Annotated in this window: 14 protein-coding genes; 4 read left to right on the forward strand and 10 right to left on the reverse strand. The window is 68.1% G+C overall.

Annotated elements, in window-relative coordinates; all coding sequences use genetic code 11:
* Positions 1–3: 3 nt before the first annotated feature.
* From AB0L57_RS03425 to AB0L57_RS03440, 4 genes are all read left to right on the forward strand, one after another.
* A complete protein-coding gene (locus tag AB0L57_RS03425; RefSeq protein WP_364956387.1) occupies positions 4–600 on the forward strand; it encodes a hypothetical protein in 597 nt (198 codons plus the stop codon).
* Positions 601–820: 220 nt separating this feature from the next.
* The gene (gene ligD / locus AB0L57_RS03430; protein WP_364956390.1) at positions 821–1,732 is read left to right on the forward strand and encodes a non-homologous end-joining DNA ligase; all 912 of its coding nucleotides are present in this window, start codon (positions 821–823) and stop codon (positions 1,730–1,732) included.
* 103 nt (positions 1,733–1,835) lie between these two features.
* Positions 1,836–3,752: a serine/threonine-protein kinase gene (locus tag AB0L57_RS03435; protein ID WP_364956393.1), complete on the forward strand. Its 1,917-nt coding sequence runs from the start codon at positions 1,836–1,838 to the stop codon at positions 3,750–3,752.
* A 113-nt stretch (positions 3,753–3,865) separates the two neighbouring features.
* Positions 3,866–4,345: a hypothetical protein gene (locus tag AB0L57_RS03440; RefSeq protein WP_364957262.1), complete on the forward strand. Its 480-nt coding sequence runs from the start codon at positions 3,866–3,868 to the stop codon at positions 4,343–4,345.
* Here AB0L57_RS03440 and ilvD read toward each other — a convergent pair whose 3' ends face one another.
* From ilvD to AB0L57_RS03490, 10 genes are all read right to left on the reverse strand, one after another.
* Positions 4,346–6,037, reverse strand: a complete 1,692-nt coding sequence (ilvD, locus tag AB0L57_RS03445; RefSeq protein ID WP_364956396.1) for a dihydroxy-acid dehydratase — start codon at positions 6,035–6,037, stop codon at positions 4,346–4,348.
* A 104-nt stretch (positions 6,038–6,141) separates the two neighbouring features.
* Positions 6,142–6,951 (reverse strand): IclR family transcriptional regulator, encoded by an 810-nt coding sequence (locus AB0L57_RS03450; RefSeq protein WP_364956399.1) that lies wholly within the window; start codon positions 6,949–6,951, stop codon positions 6,142–6,144.
* Between the two features lie 251 nt (positions 6,952–7,202).
* The gene (locus AB0L57_RS03455; RefSeq protein WP_364956402.1) at positions 7,203–7,694 is read right to left on the reverse strand and encodes a hypothetical protein; all 492 of its coding nucleotides are present in this window, start codon (positions 7,692–7,694) and stop codon (positions 7,203–7,205) included.
* Positions 7,688–8,335, reverse strand: a complete 648-nt coding sequence (locus AB0L57_RS03460) for a hypothetical protein (RefSeq protein WP_364956405.1) — start codon at positions 8,333–8,335, stop codon at positions 7,688–7,690. Before AB0L57_RS03460 ends, AB0L57_RS03455 begins: the two co-directional genes overlap by 7 nt.
* The gene (locus tag AB0L57_RS03465) at positions 8,328–8,951 is read right to left on the reverse strand and encodes a hypothetical protein (RefSeq protein ID WP_364956408.1); all 624 of its coding nucleotides are present in this window, start codon (positions 8,949–8,951) and stop codon (positions 8,328–8,330) included. Before AB0L57_RS03465 ends, AB0L57_RS03460 begins: the two co-directional genes overlap by 8 nt.
* A complete protein-coding gene (locus AB0L57_RS03470; protein ID WP_364956411.1) occupies positions 8,948–9,703 on the reverse strand; it encodes an ABC transporter ATP-binding protein in 756 nt (251 codons plus the stop codon). Before AB0L57_RS03470 ends, AB0L57_RS03465 begins: the two co-directional genes overlap by 4 nt.
* Positions 9,696–10,769, reverse strand: a complete 1,074-nt coding sequence (locus tag AB0L57_RS03475; protein ID WP_364956414.1) for an iron ABC transporter permease — start codon at positions 10,767–10,769, stop codon at positions 9,696–9,698. The genes AB0L57_RS03470 and AB0L57_RS03475 overlap by 8 nt, the downstream gene beginning before the upstream one ends.
* On the reverse strand, positions 10,750–11,892 hold the full coding sequence (locus AB0L57_RS03480; protein WP_364956417.1) for an ABC transporter substrate-binding protein: 1,143 nt from the start codon (positions 11,890–11,892) through the stop codon (positions 10,750–10,752). Before AB0L57_RS03480 ends, AB0L57_RS03475 begins: the two co-directional genes overlap by 20 nt.
* 182 nt (positions 11,893–12,074) lie before the next feature.
* On the reverse strand, positions 12,075–12,926 hold the full coding sequence (locus tag AB0L57_RS03485) for an alpha/beta hydrolase (RefSeq protein WP_364956418.1): 852 nt from the start codon (positions 12,924–12,926) through the stop codon (positions 12,075–12,077).
* A complete protein-coding gene (locus tag AB0L57_RS03490; protein ID WP_364956421.1) occupies positions 12,923–13,870 on the reverse strand; it encodes a VOC family protein in 948 nt (315 codons plus the stop codon). The genes AB0L57_RS03485 and AB0L57_RS03490 overlap by 4 nt, the downstream gene beginning before the upstream one ends.
* Positions 13,871–13,890 lie beyond the last annotated feature (20 nt).

Below are 13,890 nucleotides of genomic sequence, written 5' to 3' on the forward strand. Positions count from 1 at the left end.
CCGATGACTGCACTGGATGACCTCACCGCCCTGCTCCCGCCACCTCCGGGGGCCGGCCGATCCTTCGACTGGTCCACCGTCGCAGGGCGCCTCGGCATCACCGCCCTGCCCGACGATTTCCCCCTGCTCCTGGCCACCTACGGTGATATTCGATTCTGCAACGCGCTCCGCCTGTTCCGGCCCGCTGCCGAACCCTGGCTGGACATGGCCGCGGTGACCCTCGCCGCGCGAGAACCGCTCGCCGACAACGAATTCGGAGAACCTCCCACCACCGTGCCGGCCGGGGTGTCCACCGATCCGGCGTCGCTGATCCAATGGGGTGGGTCCTTCGGTGGCGACTATTGCCTGTGGGACGCCCACGACCCCGACCCGGCACGGTGGACACTCGTGTTCTGCGATGTCGACACACTCGACTGGGGCTTCTATCCGGGTACGGTCACCGAATATCTACGCGACTGGCTGACCGGTCACGTCGCGCCGATTCCACTGTGGAAACTCGACGCGGTGCTGCCCGGCGGAACCGGCCCGTTCGGTGAGCTCTACGACCCGGCAGATCCCACCGGCGGCAGGATCCAACGGATCGACGCCACAACGCACTAGGCACCACACGAGGCGCGTCCCACCCGCACCGCCCCCTGCGTGCCACGGGCACTCGCGCCCGGCCGCCTACCTCCCCGCGACGACCCGCAGTCATCGGCGGCTCCGAACACGGACCACCCCCCTTTGAATGCCGTATGTTTGCTATTGGCATCAGTTATCGGTCGAAGGGGTCGGCGATGGCGGCGAACCAGCGATGATGAGGCTGCCGCGATATGCGGCCATGCTGGCAGCACCAGGCTCGCTGCCCAGCAGCGATAGCGGCTGGGCCTTCGAGGTCAAATATGACGGCATCCGCGCCGCGGCATATGTCACCGACAGTTTGCTGTTACTTTCCCGCAACGGCAACAACATCACCGCCGCCTGGCCGGAGCTGACCGGTCTCGCCCGAGCGGATCCGCCGTACGTCGTCGATGGCGAAATCGTCGCGTTCGTCGAGGATCGGCCCTCGTTCGAGGCCTTGCAGCCGCGCATGCATCAGCGCGACCCCCGCACGATCGCCGCGCTCGCGGCGCGGACACCGGCGGTGTTCGTCGTGTTCGATCTCCTCCACATCGGCACCCGATCGCTGATCGACCTGCCCTACCTGCGCCGCCGTGAACTGCTCGAGAGCATCGGCCTCGCGGGCGCGCACTGGCAGGTCTCACCCCGGCTGTCCGGACGCGGCGCCGACCTGCTCGCCCAATCACGAGATCTCGGGCTGGAAGGATTGATCGCCAAGCGCCTGGACGGCCGCTACCTGCCCGGGCAACGAAGCCCGCTGTGGACCAAGATCAAGAACATCACCACCCTCGATGTGATCGTCGTGGGCTGGCACAGCGGCACCCGCGGGCGGATCGGTTCACTGCTCGTCGCGGTCCCCACCGCCGCCGGCGATCTGGTGTGCGTCGGCAGCGTCGGGACCGGATTCACCCGCCGTGCCCTGGCCGACCTGTACGCGAGACTTGCCGTGCTGCAACGGGATACACCCCCGATCGTCAACGCGACCACGGACGCGGACGTGTTCTGGGTGGCCCCCGAGCTGGTCGGCGAGGTGGCGTTCTCCGAATGGACCCGCGATGGCGTCCTGCGCCATCCCTCCTGGCGCGGACTGCGAGACATGAGCCCCACGCAGGTCGCACCGCGGCAACGGTGAACTCGATCCGCCGATGCCGCCATGGGAGGGACCGGCATCGCGCCGACAGCGGTGCGCGATAAAATTCACCATGTCTCGGAGTCTCCTCTTGGAGTGACCGGTCATGGGTGATCGATCGGAAAACGATGCCACCGCCGCCTTCGATCCGTCCGCCGATCGGGCAGTGCCCACCGCGCCGCAGCCGGTCGGCGGGTCGGTGAGTGCCCCCGTTCCCGGCGCAGAACTCGAACCCGGTCACCGGATCGATGATTTCGACCTGCTGCTGGAGCTGGGCCGGGGCGCCTTCGCCAAGGTATTCCTGGCACGCCAGCAATCGATGGCGCGCCTGGTGGCCGTGAAGATCTCCGCCGACCACGGCACCGAACCGCAAACCCTCGCCCAGCTCGATCACGAGTCCGTGGTCCGGGTGTACGACCAGCGGGTACTACCGGATCGGGCGCTCAAGCTGCTGTACATGCAGTATGTGCCGGGCGGCACGCTGGCCTCGGTGCTGGAAAGGGTTCGTGCGACCGCGCCGGAACACCGCAGTGGGCGGCTGCTGCTGGACGCCGTCGACGAGGCACTGGAGGAGAAGGGCGAGATACCCACCTCGAGCGGTAGCGCGCGTGACGAGGTCGCGAGCCTGTCGTGGCCCGAGACGGTGGCCTGGCTCGGCCGCCGGCTCGCCGCGGCGCTGTATTACGCCGGGCGCCGAGGTGTATTGCACCGCGACATCAAACCGGCGAATGTGCTGCTTTCCGCCGACGCCGCACCCAAGTTGGCCGATTTCAACATCAGCTTCAGCGACCAGGTCGCGGCCGGCGGTCCGGTGACCTATTTCGGGGGATCCCTGGCCTACATGTCGCCCGAGCACCTCGAGGCGAGCCACCCGCAACTCCCGGGCACCATCGACGACCTGGACACCCGCAGCGACATCTTCGCCCTCGGCGTCATGCTGTGGGAACTGCTGACCGGGCGGCGGCCGTACCCGCGGATCGAGGCGAAAAACGCACAGACATCGGTCGAGCAGTTGCTGGAACTGCGGCGCCGCCCGATCGCGCAGCAATTCCTGGACGACCTTCCCGCCGACTGTCCGGCCGCACTGCGGCGGGTGCTGCTGACCTGCCTGGCGCCCCGGCGGACCGATCGCTGGGCCGACGGAGCGGTACTGGCCCAGCAATTCCAGCTGTGTCTGGACCCCCGTGCCCGGGATCTGGTCGATGCACCGGACAACCGCCGGTTGACCGGGCCGTTGTGGCCGATACCGATTCTCGCGCTCGCGATCGCCGTGCCGAACCTGGCGGCGGCCGGATACAGCTACTACTACAACAAGACGCTGATCGTCGGAAAGCTCACGCCCGAGGTTCAACAGTCCTTCCGCGATGTCGCCGCGGTGCTGTATCCACTGGCCATCGTGGCGGCCACCATCGTCATCGTCTACATCTCACGCCGCCTCATCGCGGTATCGGTCGGCCTGTACCGCGGGCGCGACTACCCCGAGGCGACTCTCACACGGGCCCGCGTCGACGCGTTACGGCTCGGAAATCGGGTGGCGGGAACCGCTTTCGTGTTCTGGGTACTCGGCGGGGTGGTGTTCCCGGTGATGTTGAACCTCGCCGCCGGTGGCGTCCCGCACGGCACGTACGCGCATTTTCTGTGGTCGCTGGTCGTCTGCGGCGCGGTCGCGCTGGCGTACCCGTACTTCGCGATCACCTGGTACGTGGTGCGGTTCCTGTACCCCGTCTTCCTGGTGCACGGGCGCTCCGACGCCGCCGACGTCGAACATCTGCGCAGGCTCGCCCGGCGCACCGGCTTCTACCTCACCGTGGCCGCCGCGGTGCCGCTGGTCGGCGTCACCGGCATCACGTTCCTGTCGGCCGCCGATATCGAATCCATCGTCTGGGCGGTTCGCATGCTGTGCGTCGGTGGCATCGTAGGCTTCGTCCTCGCCTACCTCCTCCACGGCGTCATCGGCAAGGATCTGCGCGCATTCGAACGCGTCGCCGCGGCGTCCGGCGCGGATGAGACCGCGCGGCCATGATCGCGGCGCCGGCGAATGCGGATGTGTGGAAATTCGCTGAATACCGTGTGGCGGACAGGGCGCCGGACGACGATGAGCTGGTGACCGATGCAGAGCCGCAGCCCGCGACTGCCCTGGCCACCGCGCGGCACCGAGGTCGCGCGGTTCGCAGGGCGTGGCTCGAGACGCTGGGCCCCGGGGAGCGGTCGGCCGTGGTGGCGTGGGCCGCGTTCACGGCGACATTCGGGGCCACGCGGGCGCTCACACACTGGATCCGCGCCGGGCATGGGCCCGCCGGCGGTGGAATCAGCTTGGGGGGCAGGCACTTTCACCACTACAACATAGGTATCGCGATGCTCACGGCGGTGGGCACGGTGGCGGTACGGGGAACCGAGCGCGCCCGGCGGCATCCGCTGGTGGCCACCTCGTTCGGTGCGGGTTCCGCGCTGATCGTCGACGAGCTGGCGCTGCTGCTGGATCTCGAGGACGTGTATTGGGCGCGCGAAGGGCGCACCAGCGTCGACGCGGCGGTGCTGGTGATCGGTCTCGGCGGCGTGGCCACCGCCGGGTTCGAATTCTGGCCACGGGCTCGTCGCGCCCTGTGGGGCCATTGATCAGCCGGTGACGGCTCCGTGGGCCGCGGAGCCGACCAGCTTGCGGTACTTGGCCAGGACACCCGCGGTGTACTTCGGCGCCGGAGGCTGCCAGCCGCTCGTGCGCGCGGCGAGTTCACCCTCGTCGATCTCGACGTCGAGGATGCGGTTGGCGACGTCGAGGACGATCGGATCACCGTCGGCGACGAAGGCGATCGGCCCGCCGTCCACCGCCTCGGGCGCGACGTGACCGACGCACAGACCGGTGGTGCCGCCGGAGAATCGGCCGTCGGTGAGCAGCAGGACATCCTTGCCCAGGCCCGCGCCCTTGATCGCACCGGTGATGGCGAGCATCTCCCGCATACCGGGGCCGCCCTTGGGTCCCTCATAGCGGATGACGACGACATCGCCGGCCACGATCGTGCCGTTCTCGAGGGCGTCCATGGCCGCGCGCTCGCCGTCGAACACCCGCGCCGTGCCGCGGAAGACATCGGAGTCGAAGCCCGCGCTCTTCACCACGGCCCCTTCGGGTGCGAGGGTGCCGTGCAGGATGGTGAGCCCGCCGGTCTTGTGGATCGGGCGATCGAGCGGCCGGATGACGTCGCCGTCGAGGCCCAGCTCGATGTGCGCCAGATTCTCGGCCATGGTCCTGCCGGTGACGGTGAGCGTATTCCCGTGCAGCAGACCGGCATCCAGCAGCGCCTTCATCACGACCGGGATGCCACCGACCCTGTCGACATCGTTCATGACGTAGCGCCCGAACGGCTTGAGGTCACCCAGATGTGGCACCTTGTCCCCGACGCGATTGAAGTCGGCGAGGGTGAGCTCGACTCCGGCTTCCCGGGCGATGGCGAGCAGATGCAGCACGGCATTGGTGGAACCACCGAGGGCCATGACGACCGTGATGGCGTTCTCGAACGCCTCGAGGGTCAAGATGTCGCGCGCGGTGATGCCGTTGCGGAGCAGTCCGACGACGGCCTCACCGGACTTACGCGCGTATTCGTCGCGCCGCCGGTCGGGGGCGGGCGGCGCGGCCGAACCGGGCAAGCTCATGCCCAGTGCCTCGGCGGCCGAGGCCATCGTGTTGGCGGTGTACATACCGCCGCAGGCGCCCTCGCCCGGACAGATGGCCCGCTCGATCCGGTCGACGTCCGCGCGGCTGATCAAGCCCTTCATACAGGCACCGACCGCTTCGAAGGCGTCGATGATCGTGACGTCGCGGCCGTCCACACTGCCCGGCAGGGTGGAGCCGGCGTAGAGGAAGACACTGGCCAGGTCCAGGCGCGCGGCGGCCATCAGCATGCCCGGCAGACTCTTGTCGCAGCCGGCGAGCAGAACCGAACCGTCCAGACGCTCGGCCATCATGACGGTCTCGACGGAATCGGCGATGATCTCGCGGCTCACCAGCGAGAAGTGCATCCCTTCATGGCCCATCGAGATCCCGTCGGAGACCGAGATCGTGCCGAACTCCAGCGGATATCCGCCGCCGGTGTGCACACCCTCCTTGACCGCCTTGGCCAGCCGATCGAGCGACAGATTGCACGGCGTGATCTCGTTCCAGCTGGAGGCCACGCCGATCTGAGGCTTGCTCCAGTCGTCGTCACCCATGCCGACAGCGCGAAGCATGCCGCGGGCGGCGGTTTTCTCCAGCCCGTCGGTGACATCGCGTGAGCGGGGCTTGAGATCGGGTGCCTTGTCGCGGTCCGGTGCCATTGCCCAAGCCTACGACCGGTGACAGCCGCACCCCTGCGCGACACCGGCAGCGACACCTGTCGTTGCGCCGGTCCGTCCGGCGCTGCCTCGAACGCGAACGGCGCTCACCCGGAGCGGACCGAAACCAGGCGGCGTTCGGGTCGTTCCGGGAACAGGGCACGGCCGGTGCGGCGCGCGGCGGCGAAGACCAGCGGCGCCAGCCGCTCGAGTTCGACGACGCCGGTGCTGGCCAACGAGATCGCGGCCACCGCACCCGCCGGCCCATGGATCGGGGCGGCCACCGCACTGATCCGCAGTGGGCACCGGTCACCCGGCGCGTAGGAGATACCGCGGTGCCGGCGGATCCGATTCAGCTGCGCGTGCAGTGCCGATCCGGGCTCACCTGCGCGACGCGACCCCATGGCCATCAACCTGTCGACCTGCTCGGGCTCGAGGCAGGCGAGCAACGCCCTCCCGCTGACCGTGCGCGCGGCGGGGAGCCGGGCCGCGACCTGCGAGGGAACACGACTGCTGGCGGCGCCACCGACCTTGTCCAGAAAATGCACCGACCGCCCTTCCAGGACGGTGAGGTGGGCGACGGCGCCCGTTCGCAGATGGAGGTCGTTGAGGAATCCGGAGGCGGCCGAACGGAGTTCGGAATGGTCGGCGCCACGTCCGCCGATTCCCTGTAACCGGATGCCCAGGCGATACCCCGCGGAGGTGTGCTCGAGCCAATGGAGATCGACCAGTTGGGTGAGTAGCCGGAATGCCGTCGACCGGGGCAGGCCGGTTCCCCGGGTGATGTCTTCCAGACGAAGGATCTCGGTATCGACCGAGAACGCGTCCAGGATCAGCGTGAGCCGTTCCACCACCCCGGGCCGGGGTGCCCGCGGGGGCATCTCCGACACCATCGATTCCATCTGCACGGCCGTCATGGAGACCCTTCCGCCTGACCCGCCACTTGCTCGTTCGCAGCCTCGATCGCACTCGCCGGCCCGGCGACCGGATGTCGCCGGAGCCATGCCCGCGCCGACCGCTGCAGCGCCCGATGCCTCGCCGAGCGGTTCCTCGACTTCGGCAATCACCCTATTTTGAAACCTGATTCTACTGTCTGTCAACCACAGACTTGGTGTCACACTAAGGTTTAGCCAGAACTACCGACAGAATAAAGAACTCTGTTACATTCTCAGCGCACCTCTTCGTAGACCTCACCCACCGCGCCCGCGAGCAGCCGGTCGGCCATTTGCTGTTTCAGCAGGGTGAGCCGTTCGTCGTCCGCCGCGGTGCGGTCGCGCCGTGCGCCGAGTTCGATGAACTCGGCGGTGACGAAACCGGCGTCACGCAACTGCAGCGTCACGGTCCGGTCCTGGTGGGTGAATGCCCAGACGTAGCGGGCCAAGGTGTTCCCGCGGTGGGTCGCGGCCAGTTCGGGTACGACGGCGAAACGGTCACCGGTGACGGCCCGCAGCGCCATTTCCACGGCATCGCGACCACCGGGTCCGGGAAAGGCGGTGCGGACGGTGATCGCCCGGCGCTCGACCGCGCCGAGCAATGCCACCGCGTGCCGCATCGCGCAGTACGCGTGCGCCACCCCGCCGGGGAAGCCCGGACCGTGGTACTTCATCAGGTCGGCGAATGTGATGTCGATCGGTACTCCCGATTCGAGCACTCTCAGCATGTCTTCCTCCGGTCGGTGGTGGCCCAGTACAGCGCGCTGTACAGGAGTTGCGTTGCGCCGGGCATGAATCCGGACCCGTGGTGGTAGACCGGGTCCATCGTGGTGACCAGCAGGCGACCGGATGTCGTCTGCTCGTCGAGGTAGAGAATCGACCCGTCCAGGGCGCCGGCGGTGGTGTACAGGTCGACCAGACTCACCGCGCCGGGCGGCGGTTCGAGCACACCGTGGTAGTGCCAGATCACCGCGCGGCCGGAGAAGAACTGCCAGGCGGGGTGGCCGGGCGAGCGGGTGCGCAGCCGGTGGTCCTCCCCTGTGCGCCACCACCAGAAGATCGTGGGCCGTTTCTGTTCCCGGGCCCCGGGCAGCCAATCGCCCACGGAGTTCTCGCCGAACACGAGGACGGTGGCGCCGCGGTCGAGGGCGGCCAGGATCGCGGGAACCCAGTCGCGCAGCAGATCCGGGCGCAGCCGATCGGCCACCACGACCACCTCGGCATCCGCGAGCCGTTCGGGCGCGGCGGTCCGGATGTGCAGCGGGCGAATCCGATACGGCGCCAGCGCCGGATCGGCGAGCGTCGCCAGTTGTGCGTGGCTGCCACCGTGCAGCATGACGATCGAACAGGCGGGGACGGGTTCAGTCATCGTGGCCCTCCAGCCAGCGCACGAGCTGGGTGCGCAACCGGGCGGTGCCACGTGCGGCGCCGGCGAACTGCAGCAGATCGTTTCCGCCGTGTACCAGCACGCGGCCCGCGCCGAGCGGATAGTCGTAGTCGATCGGTGCGCGGGTGGGCCCGATCGTGTGCACCACGCGGGCCCCTTCGGGCAGATCCGCGTACCAGCCGCGGCCGTAGAACCCGGCCACGCCGATCCGTTGCAGCTCCTCGAACGGCACGGGCCCGGGGCGTCCGGTGTTGTACAGCAACGACTTCGGATCGATTCCGGCCCACACGGGATGCTCGGTCACCCGGGTGAGGGTGAGATCGCGTGGGTTGCGGAAGTCGAGTGTGCGCCAGGTGGTCAGCCCGGCCAGAAATCTGCGCTGCACATGACCGTTGATCACGATGCGGCCGCCGCGGGTGACGAAGGAGTCCAGCAACGCCCGCTGTTCGAGCAGGTATTCCTGATCGACGTCGTCGGCGAGATGGATGCCGGTGACCTCGGCCGTGCACACCGCCGGGAGCTCGTAGAGATCGATGTCGCGGAAGCCGTCGACCACCGCGCCATCGCTCGGGGCCATCAGCGCTTTCAGGACTGTCATGAGATACCTCGTCCGAAATCGGGAACGGTCAGGCGTCTGGTCGCGCTCGGGGTCCGCACATCGGCGGTGACGATCGGCACCCCGTACATCTCGGAAAGCAGCGCGCCGGTGAGCAGTTCGCGGGTCGGGCCGATGCGCTGATCGTCCGCGTCGACCATCAGCATCGATCGTTCGGCGGCGTGCAGGGCGTGATCGGGGTGGTGGGTGGTCATCACGACCGCCATCCCGTCCTCGGCCAGCGCACGCAGCACGGTCAGCACCCGGGCCTGATTACGCAGGTCCAGGGCGGCCGCGGGTTCGTCGAGAACGATGGTGCCGCAATCGGAAACCAATGCCCGGGCGATCAGGACCAGCTGGCGTTCGCCGCCGCTGAGCCCGGTGTAGTCGCGGTCGGCCAGATGCGCGATGCCGACCCGCCGCAGCGCGTCCCGCGCGGCGGCGCGATCGCGAGAGGTGGGCGTGCTGTAGATCTTCACCGCCCGTGCCCGGCCCATCAGCACGATGTCGAGCACCGAGAACGAGAACACCACCGCGTGGCTCTGCGGGACATATCCCACGCCGCCGTCGGATTCGACCGAACCCGACACCGGGCGGGCGATACCGGCCAGGCATTTGAGCATCGTGGTCTTGCCGCGCGCGTTCGGGCCGAGCACGGCGAGCACCTGGCCCGCCTCGGCACGCACCGACACCTCGCGGAAGATCCACGGGCCCTTGTCGGAGTAACGGAACGACAGCGATCGCGCCTCAAGCATCGGCACCCCACAGGCGAGTTCGATTGCGGATCAACAGCATCACGAAGAACGGCGCGCCGATGATGGCGGTGAGGATGCCGATCGGGATCTCGGCGCTGGTGACCGTGCGTGACAGGGTGTCGATCAGCGTCAGATAGGTGGCGCCGAGCAGGGCGCTGACCGGCAGCACCATCCGGTTGTCGGTGCCGATCATCATGCGCACCAGATGCGGGACGACCAGGCCCACCCAGCCGATCACACCGGCGACCGATACCGATCCGGCGGTGATCAGCGCGACGCACACCAGCAGGAGGTTGCGCAGCCGTCCCGGCGAGAGACCGAGCGCGGTGGCGTCCTCGTCCCCCATCGCGAGGATGTTGAGCCGCCAGCGCAAGGCCAGCACCACCACGCCCGCCACGAGAATAGGGACCGCCGCGGTCAGCACCTTGGTATAGCTGGCCGTGGCCAGTGAACCCATGAGCCAGAACACGATCGAGGGGAGTTCGCTGTACGGGTCGGCGATGTAGGTGATGAACGAGACCATCGCCTGGAACATCGCACCGACGACCGTGCCGCCGAGAATGATCATCAGCAAGGGCGCCCCGGGTACTGCCCGAGCGATCACCACGACCAGAACCAGCGCCGCGACACCGCCGAGGAAGGCCCCGCCGACCAGTGCCGCACCGCCGAATCCGGCGAGCAGGATCAGGACGCCGCCGAACGACGCACCCGATGACACACCCAGCATCTGCGCGCTGGCCAGCGGATTGCGGAACACCGCCTGCATCACCGCACCGGTGAGCGCCAGTCCGGCGCCGAGCAGGATCGACAGCAGCACACGCGGCAGCCGCACATCGAGCACCACGGTCTTCTCCTGCGGGTACCAGGTGTGCTCGATCGGCAGCACCTGGCCCGCCAGGATGCGCACGATCTCGTTCGGTGGCACCGTGTAGCGGCCGACGGCCAGCGCGCCGATCGCCACGACGATCAGCAGGACGAGGAAGCCCGGGACGGCCAGCCACCGGCGATCGAACCGCGCGCGTCGCGGCGCGGGGTCCGCCACGGTGTCAACGGAGGAACTGGTCATAGTTCGCGGCGTTCTTGTTGAGGTCCAGGCGCAGCACCTGATCGATCTCGTCGTCGCTGATCCGGTAGGCGAACAGATCGTCGAAGGCTGCGCGGATGTCGTCGCGTAGTTGCCCGTCGTGTGCGCCCGTGTACAGGATCCGGTTCATCCATTGCCACATCAGCGGCGATTCGGCGCTGGGTACCTGCCAACGGTAGGCGCCCAGCGGGGTTTTGTAGACCCGCTTGTTCCGTACCGCGCTCACGCCGGACAGGCGCGGGTCGGAGTAGATGTCGGCAGGGGTGCTCTCGTCGAACCCGCTGAGCATGATGACCTCGGGGTCCCAGGACAGGATCTGCTCCGGTCCGACCGTTCCGGAATCCGAGACGAACCCCTTGGTGACCAGATCCGCGCCGACCAGATCGAACTGGAATCCGTCATAGCCCTCGGCGGTGGTGGTGCTGTAGGTGTCACCGGCGCGCGAGAGAATCATCGCGCGCGGGCGATGCCCCTGCTGTCCGCTCACCCGGGTACGCATCTCGGCCTGCTCGCTGCGCTGCCACGCGACGAGTTGTTCTCCGCGATCGGGCTTCCCGGCGATCCGGGAGAACAGGGTGATCCACTGTTCGAGGTCTTCCTGGGTGCCGTACTTCAGCCCCACCACCGGGAACCCGGCCGATTCGATCGGCTCGGTCACGCTCGCACCGCGGTCGCCCCACTGGACGACGACATCGGGCCGGAGCTTCAGCAGCGTCTCGACATTCGGCACGAAATCGCTACCGGCGACGGTGGTGGTGTCGGCCGAGGCGGGGAACATCGTGGCGAACATGCCACCCCGGTTGGCCACCCGGGTCGACTGATTGATGCCGACGATGCGGTCGTAGCTGCGGTCGACCGCGGCGAAGATCGACGGCGCGGGCATGACGGTGAACGCCACCGTCCGGGCGGGCCCGTCCAGTGTGATGGTTCTGCCGCGCTGATCGACGATCGTCAGCGCACCGGCGCCGCTGTTGTCCGCGGTCTGCGGATCGCGATTCGAGCAACCGGCGGTCAGCGCGAGCGCTGCGATCACGCCGCCGATCATCCATCGTCGGTGCCGGAAGCCGAGCTTCCACGGCCGTGCGTGCTGGGTATTCGCTGCCATGCGCTGTGTGTCCTACTTCGGGTCGATGATCTCAGTAAAGCTAAGGTTAGCCTTACCTAAATCACAGCACCCGTCGGGGTGTCCCACACGCCGGCCGACGCCCCACTGCGGATATTCATGATAACAATCCGCATGCATCCTGGGAACAGTTGAGCGCCGACCGGGCGGCGTGATCGCCCCGCTCAGTCGCCGGCGACGAATCCCGCGACGAGCCGGTTGAACTCCTCGGCGTGCTCGATCATCGCCCAGTGCCCGCACCGGTTGAGCAGCACCGCCCGGCTGTCGGGGATGTGGGCCAGCAGGAACAGCGTGTTCTCGTAGGAGACCACCCGGTCGTCCTTACCGTGGACGAGCAGGGTGGGGGCGCAGATATCGGCGAGACGGGAGCGATCCACCCATTCCGGTATCGGCGTACCGGCCGCGAGGCCCGCCACGTAGTTGCGCAGGTGTTCGGGCCGGGCCAGGGCGGCGTCCGAGCGGGCCCGGACGAGTTCGGGGGTGGCGAAGCGTGCCTTGTCGAAGGTCATCACCTCCACCAGGCGGCGCATATTCGCCGGAGACGGATCTCGATAGGCCTCGATCAGCACCTTCAGGCCCTCGGAGGGGCCGTCGCCCGCACCGAACAGGGTCGGCACCTTGCCGATCGGCGGGCCCATCGTGATCAGGTGGGTGACCCGCTCCGGATGGTCGATCGCCAGCCGCAGCGAGGTGTGCCCGCCCATCGAATTGCCGACGAAGGCCGCCTTCTCGATCCCGGCCGCGTCCAGGAATTGCACCGCCGCGTCCACGTGATCGAGCCGGTCGACGGTGACCGCATCGGACTCACCCCACCCGGGCATGTCGACCGCGTAGACGTGGAATCGCTCGGCCAGTCCGGGGATGTTGCCGGCGAAGTTGGACCATCCGGTCGCGCCCGGGCCACTGCCGTGCAGGAGCACGATCGGCTGGGCGTCGGCCGGGCCGGCCTCGTAATACCGCAGCGTCCAGTCGCGGGTGGTGACCGCGCGAGCCGCCGAATCCTGGGTGATCGTCATCGGTGCGCCTTCTCCTCGTGTGCGATATTCGTGAACGGCGCTCGGCCGAGTAGTTCGTGGACCACCTCGGGCGCACGGTGTCCCCAGCTGTGCAGCCGATCCAGGGTGCGCACCTGCCAGGTGTCGTCGTCGATCAGCACACCGCCCCAGCCGAATTCGACGGAGAAGCCGGACGGCGTGCGGACGTAGAAGCTGAACATGTTGTCGTTCGGGTGCATGCCCAGCGTCATCTCGAACGGTTGCGCGGCATCGAGACAGCGGTCGTAGGCCATGCCCACATCGCGGATGTCACTCACCTCGATCATGACGTGATGGGTTCGTTTCGGGTGCGGCATCTCGCCGAACGCCACCGAGTGATGGCGTGGATTGCAGTGCAGGAAGATCAGGTCGGCGTACACACCGGGTGCCAGCTCCTCGACGATGGTGTCGCTGACCCGGAAGCCCAGCACGCCCTCGTAGAAAGCCATGTACTCCGAGCGGTTCACTCCGCGGGCCAGCAGTACCTGATGGCCCGCGCCGCCGGTGCCGGTGACGAACGAGCCGAGCAGCAACTCGGATCGAAACGGTGTGCCCGCGTCGGCGAAACCGGTCACCAGTTCGATGCGGTTGCCCATCGGGTCGGCGGTCAGTACGACGCGATCGACATGGCGGGAAGCGGCCAGCTCGGCATCGCCCTCGGCGACCCGCGCACCCGCGGCCCGGAGCCGGCCCACCAGGTGGTCGAGCGCCCGATCCGAGTCGACCTCGTACCCCGACACGAGCAGGTCGTCGCTCGAGCCGCGCTCGACGCGCCAGCGGAAGGCCCGGTCGTCGGTGCGCAAGACGAGCGCATCGGCGTCCTCCTCGGCGAGCTGCATCCCGAGCAGATCGCAGGCGAAATGCCGCCAGGCGGGCAGATCGCCCGCCTCGTAGACGACGTAGGCGAGTTCTTTCACTCCGTACATGGGAAAGCTCCTGTCACAAC

The organism is Nocardia sp. NPDC052254, assembly GCF_040679495.1.
Lineage (GTDB): Bacteria > Actinomycetota > Actinomycetes > Mycobacteriales > Mycobacteriaceae > Nocardia.

Bases quoted from the DNA above. Each gene is read 5' to 3' on its own strand.
- AB0L57_RS03425 (WP_364956387.1), top strand. From the start codon at position 4: ATGACTGCACTGGATGACCTCACCGCCCTGCTCCCGCCACCTCCGGGG.
- ligD (WP_364956390.1), top strand. From the start codon at position 821: ATGCTGGCAGCACCAGGCTCGCTGCCCAGCAGCGATAGCGGCTGGGCC.
- AB0L57_RS03435 (WP_364956393.1), top strand. From the start codon at position 1,836: ATGGGTGATCGATCGGAAAACGATGCCACCGCCGCCTTCGATCCGTCC.
- ilvD (WP_364956396.1), bottom strand. From the start codon at position 6,037: ATGGCACCGGACCGCGACAAGGCACCCGATCTCAAGCCCCGCTCACGC.
- AB0L57_RS03450 (WP_364956399.1), bottom strand. From the start codon at position 6,951: ATGACGGCCGTGCAGATGGAATCGATGGTGTCGGAGATGCCCCCGCGG.
- AB0L57_RS03455 (WP_364956402.1), bottom strand. From the start codon at position 7,694: ATGCTGAGAGTGCTCGAATCGGGAGTACCGATCGACATCACATTCGCC.
- AB0L57_RS03460 (WP_364956405.1), bottom strand. From the start codon at position 8,335: ATGACTGAACCCGTCCCCGCCTGTTCGATCGTCATGCTGCACGGTGGC.
- AB0L57_RS03465 (WP_364956408.1), bottom strand. From the start codon at position 8,951: ATGACAGTCCTGAAAGCGCTGATGGCCCCGAGCGATGGCGCGGTGGTC.
- AB0L57_RS03470 (WP_364956411.1), bottom strand. From the start codon at position 9,703: ATGCTTGAGGCGCGATCGCTGTCGTTCCGTTACTCCGACAAGGGCCCG.
- AB0L57_RS03475 (WP_364956414.1), bottom strand. From the start codon at position 10,769: ATGACCAGTTCCTCCGTTGACACCGTGGCGGACCCCGCGCCGCGACGC.
- AB0L57_RS03480 (WP_364956417.1), bottom strand. From the start codon at position 11,892: ATGGCAGCGAATACCCAGCACGCACGGCCGTGGAAGCTCGGCTTCCGG.
- AB0L57_RS03485 (WP_364956418.1), bottom strand. From the start codon at position 12,926: ATGACGATCACCCAGGATTCGGCGGCTCGCGCGGTCACCACCCGCGAC.
- AB0L57_RS03490 (WP_364956421.1), bottom strand. From the start codon at position 13,870: ATGTACGGAGTGAAAGAACTCGCCTACGTCGTCTACGAGGCGGGCGAT.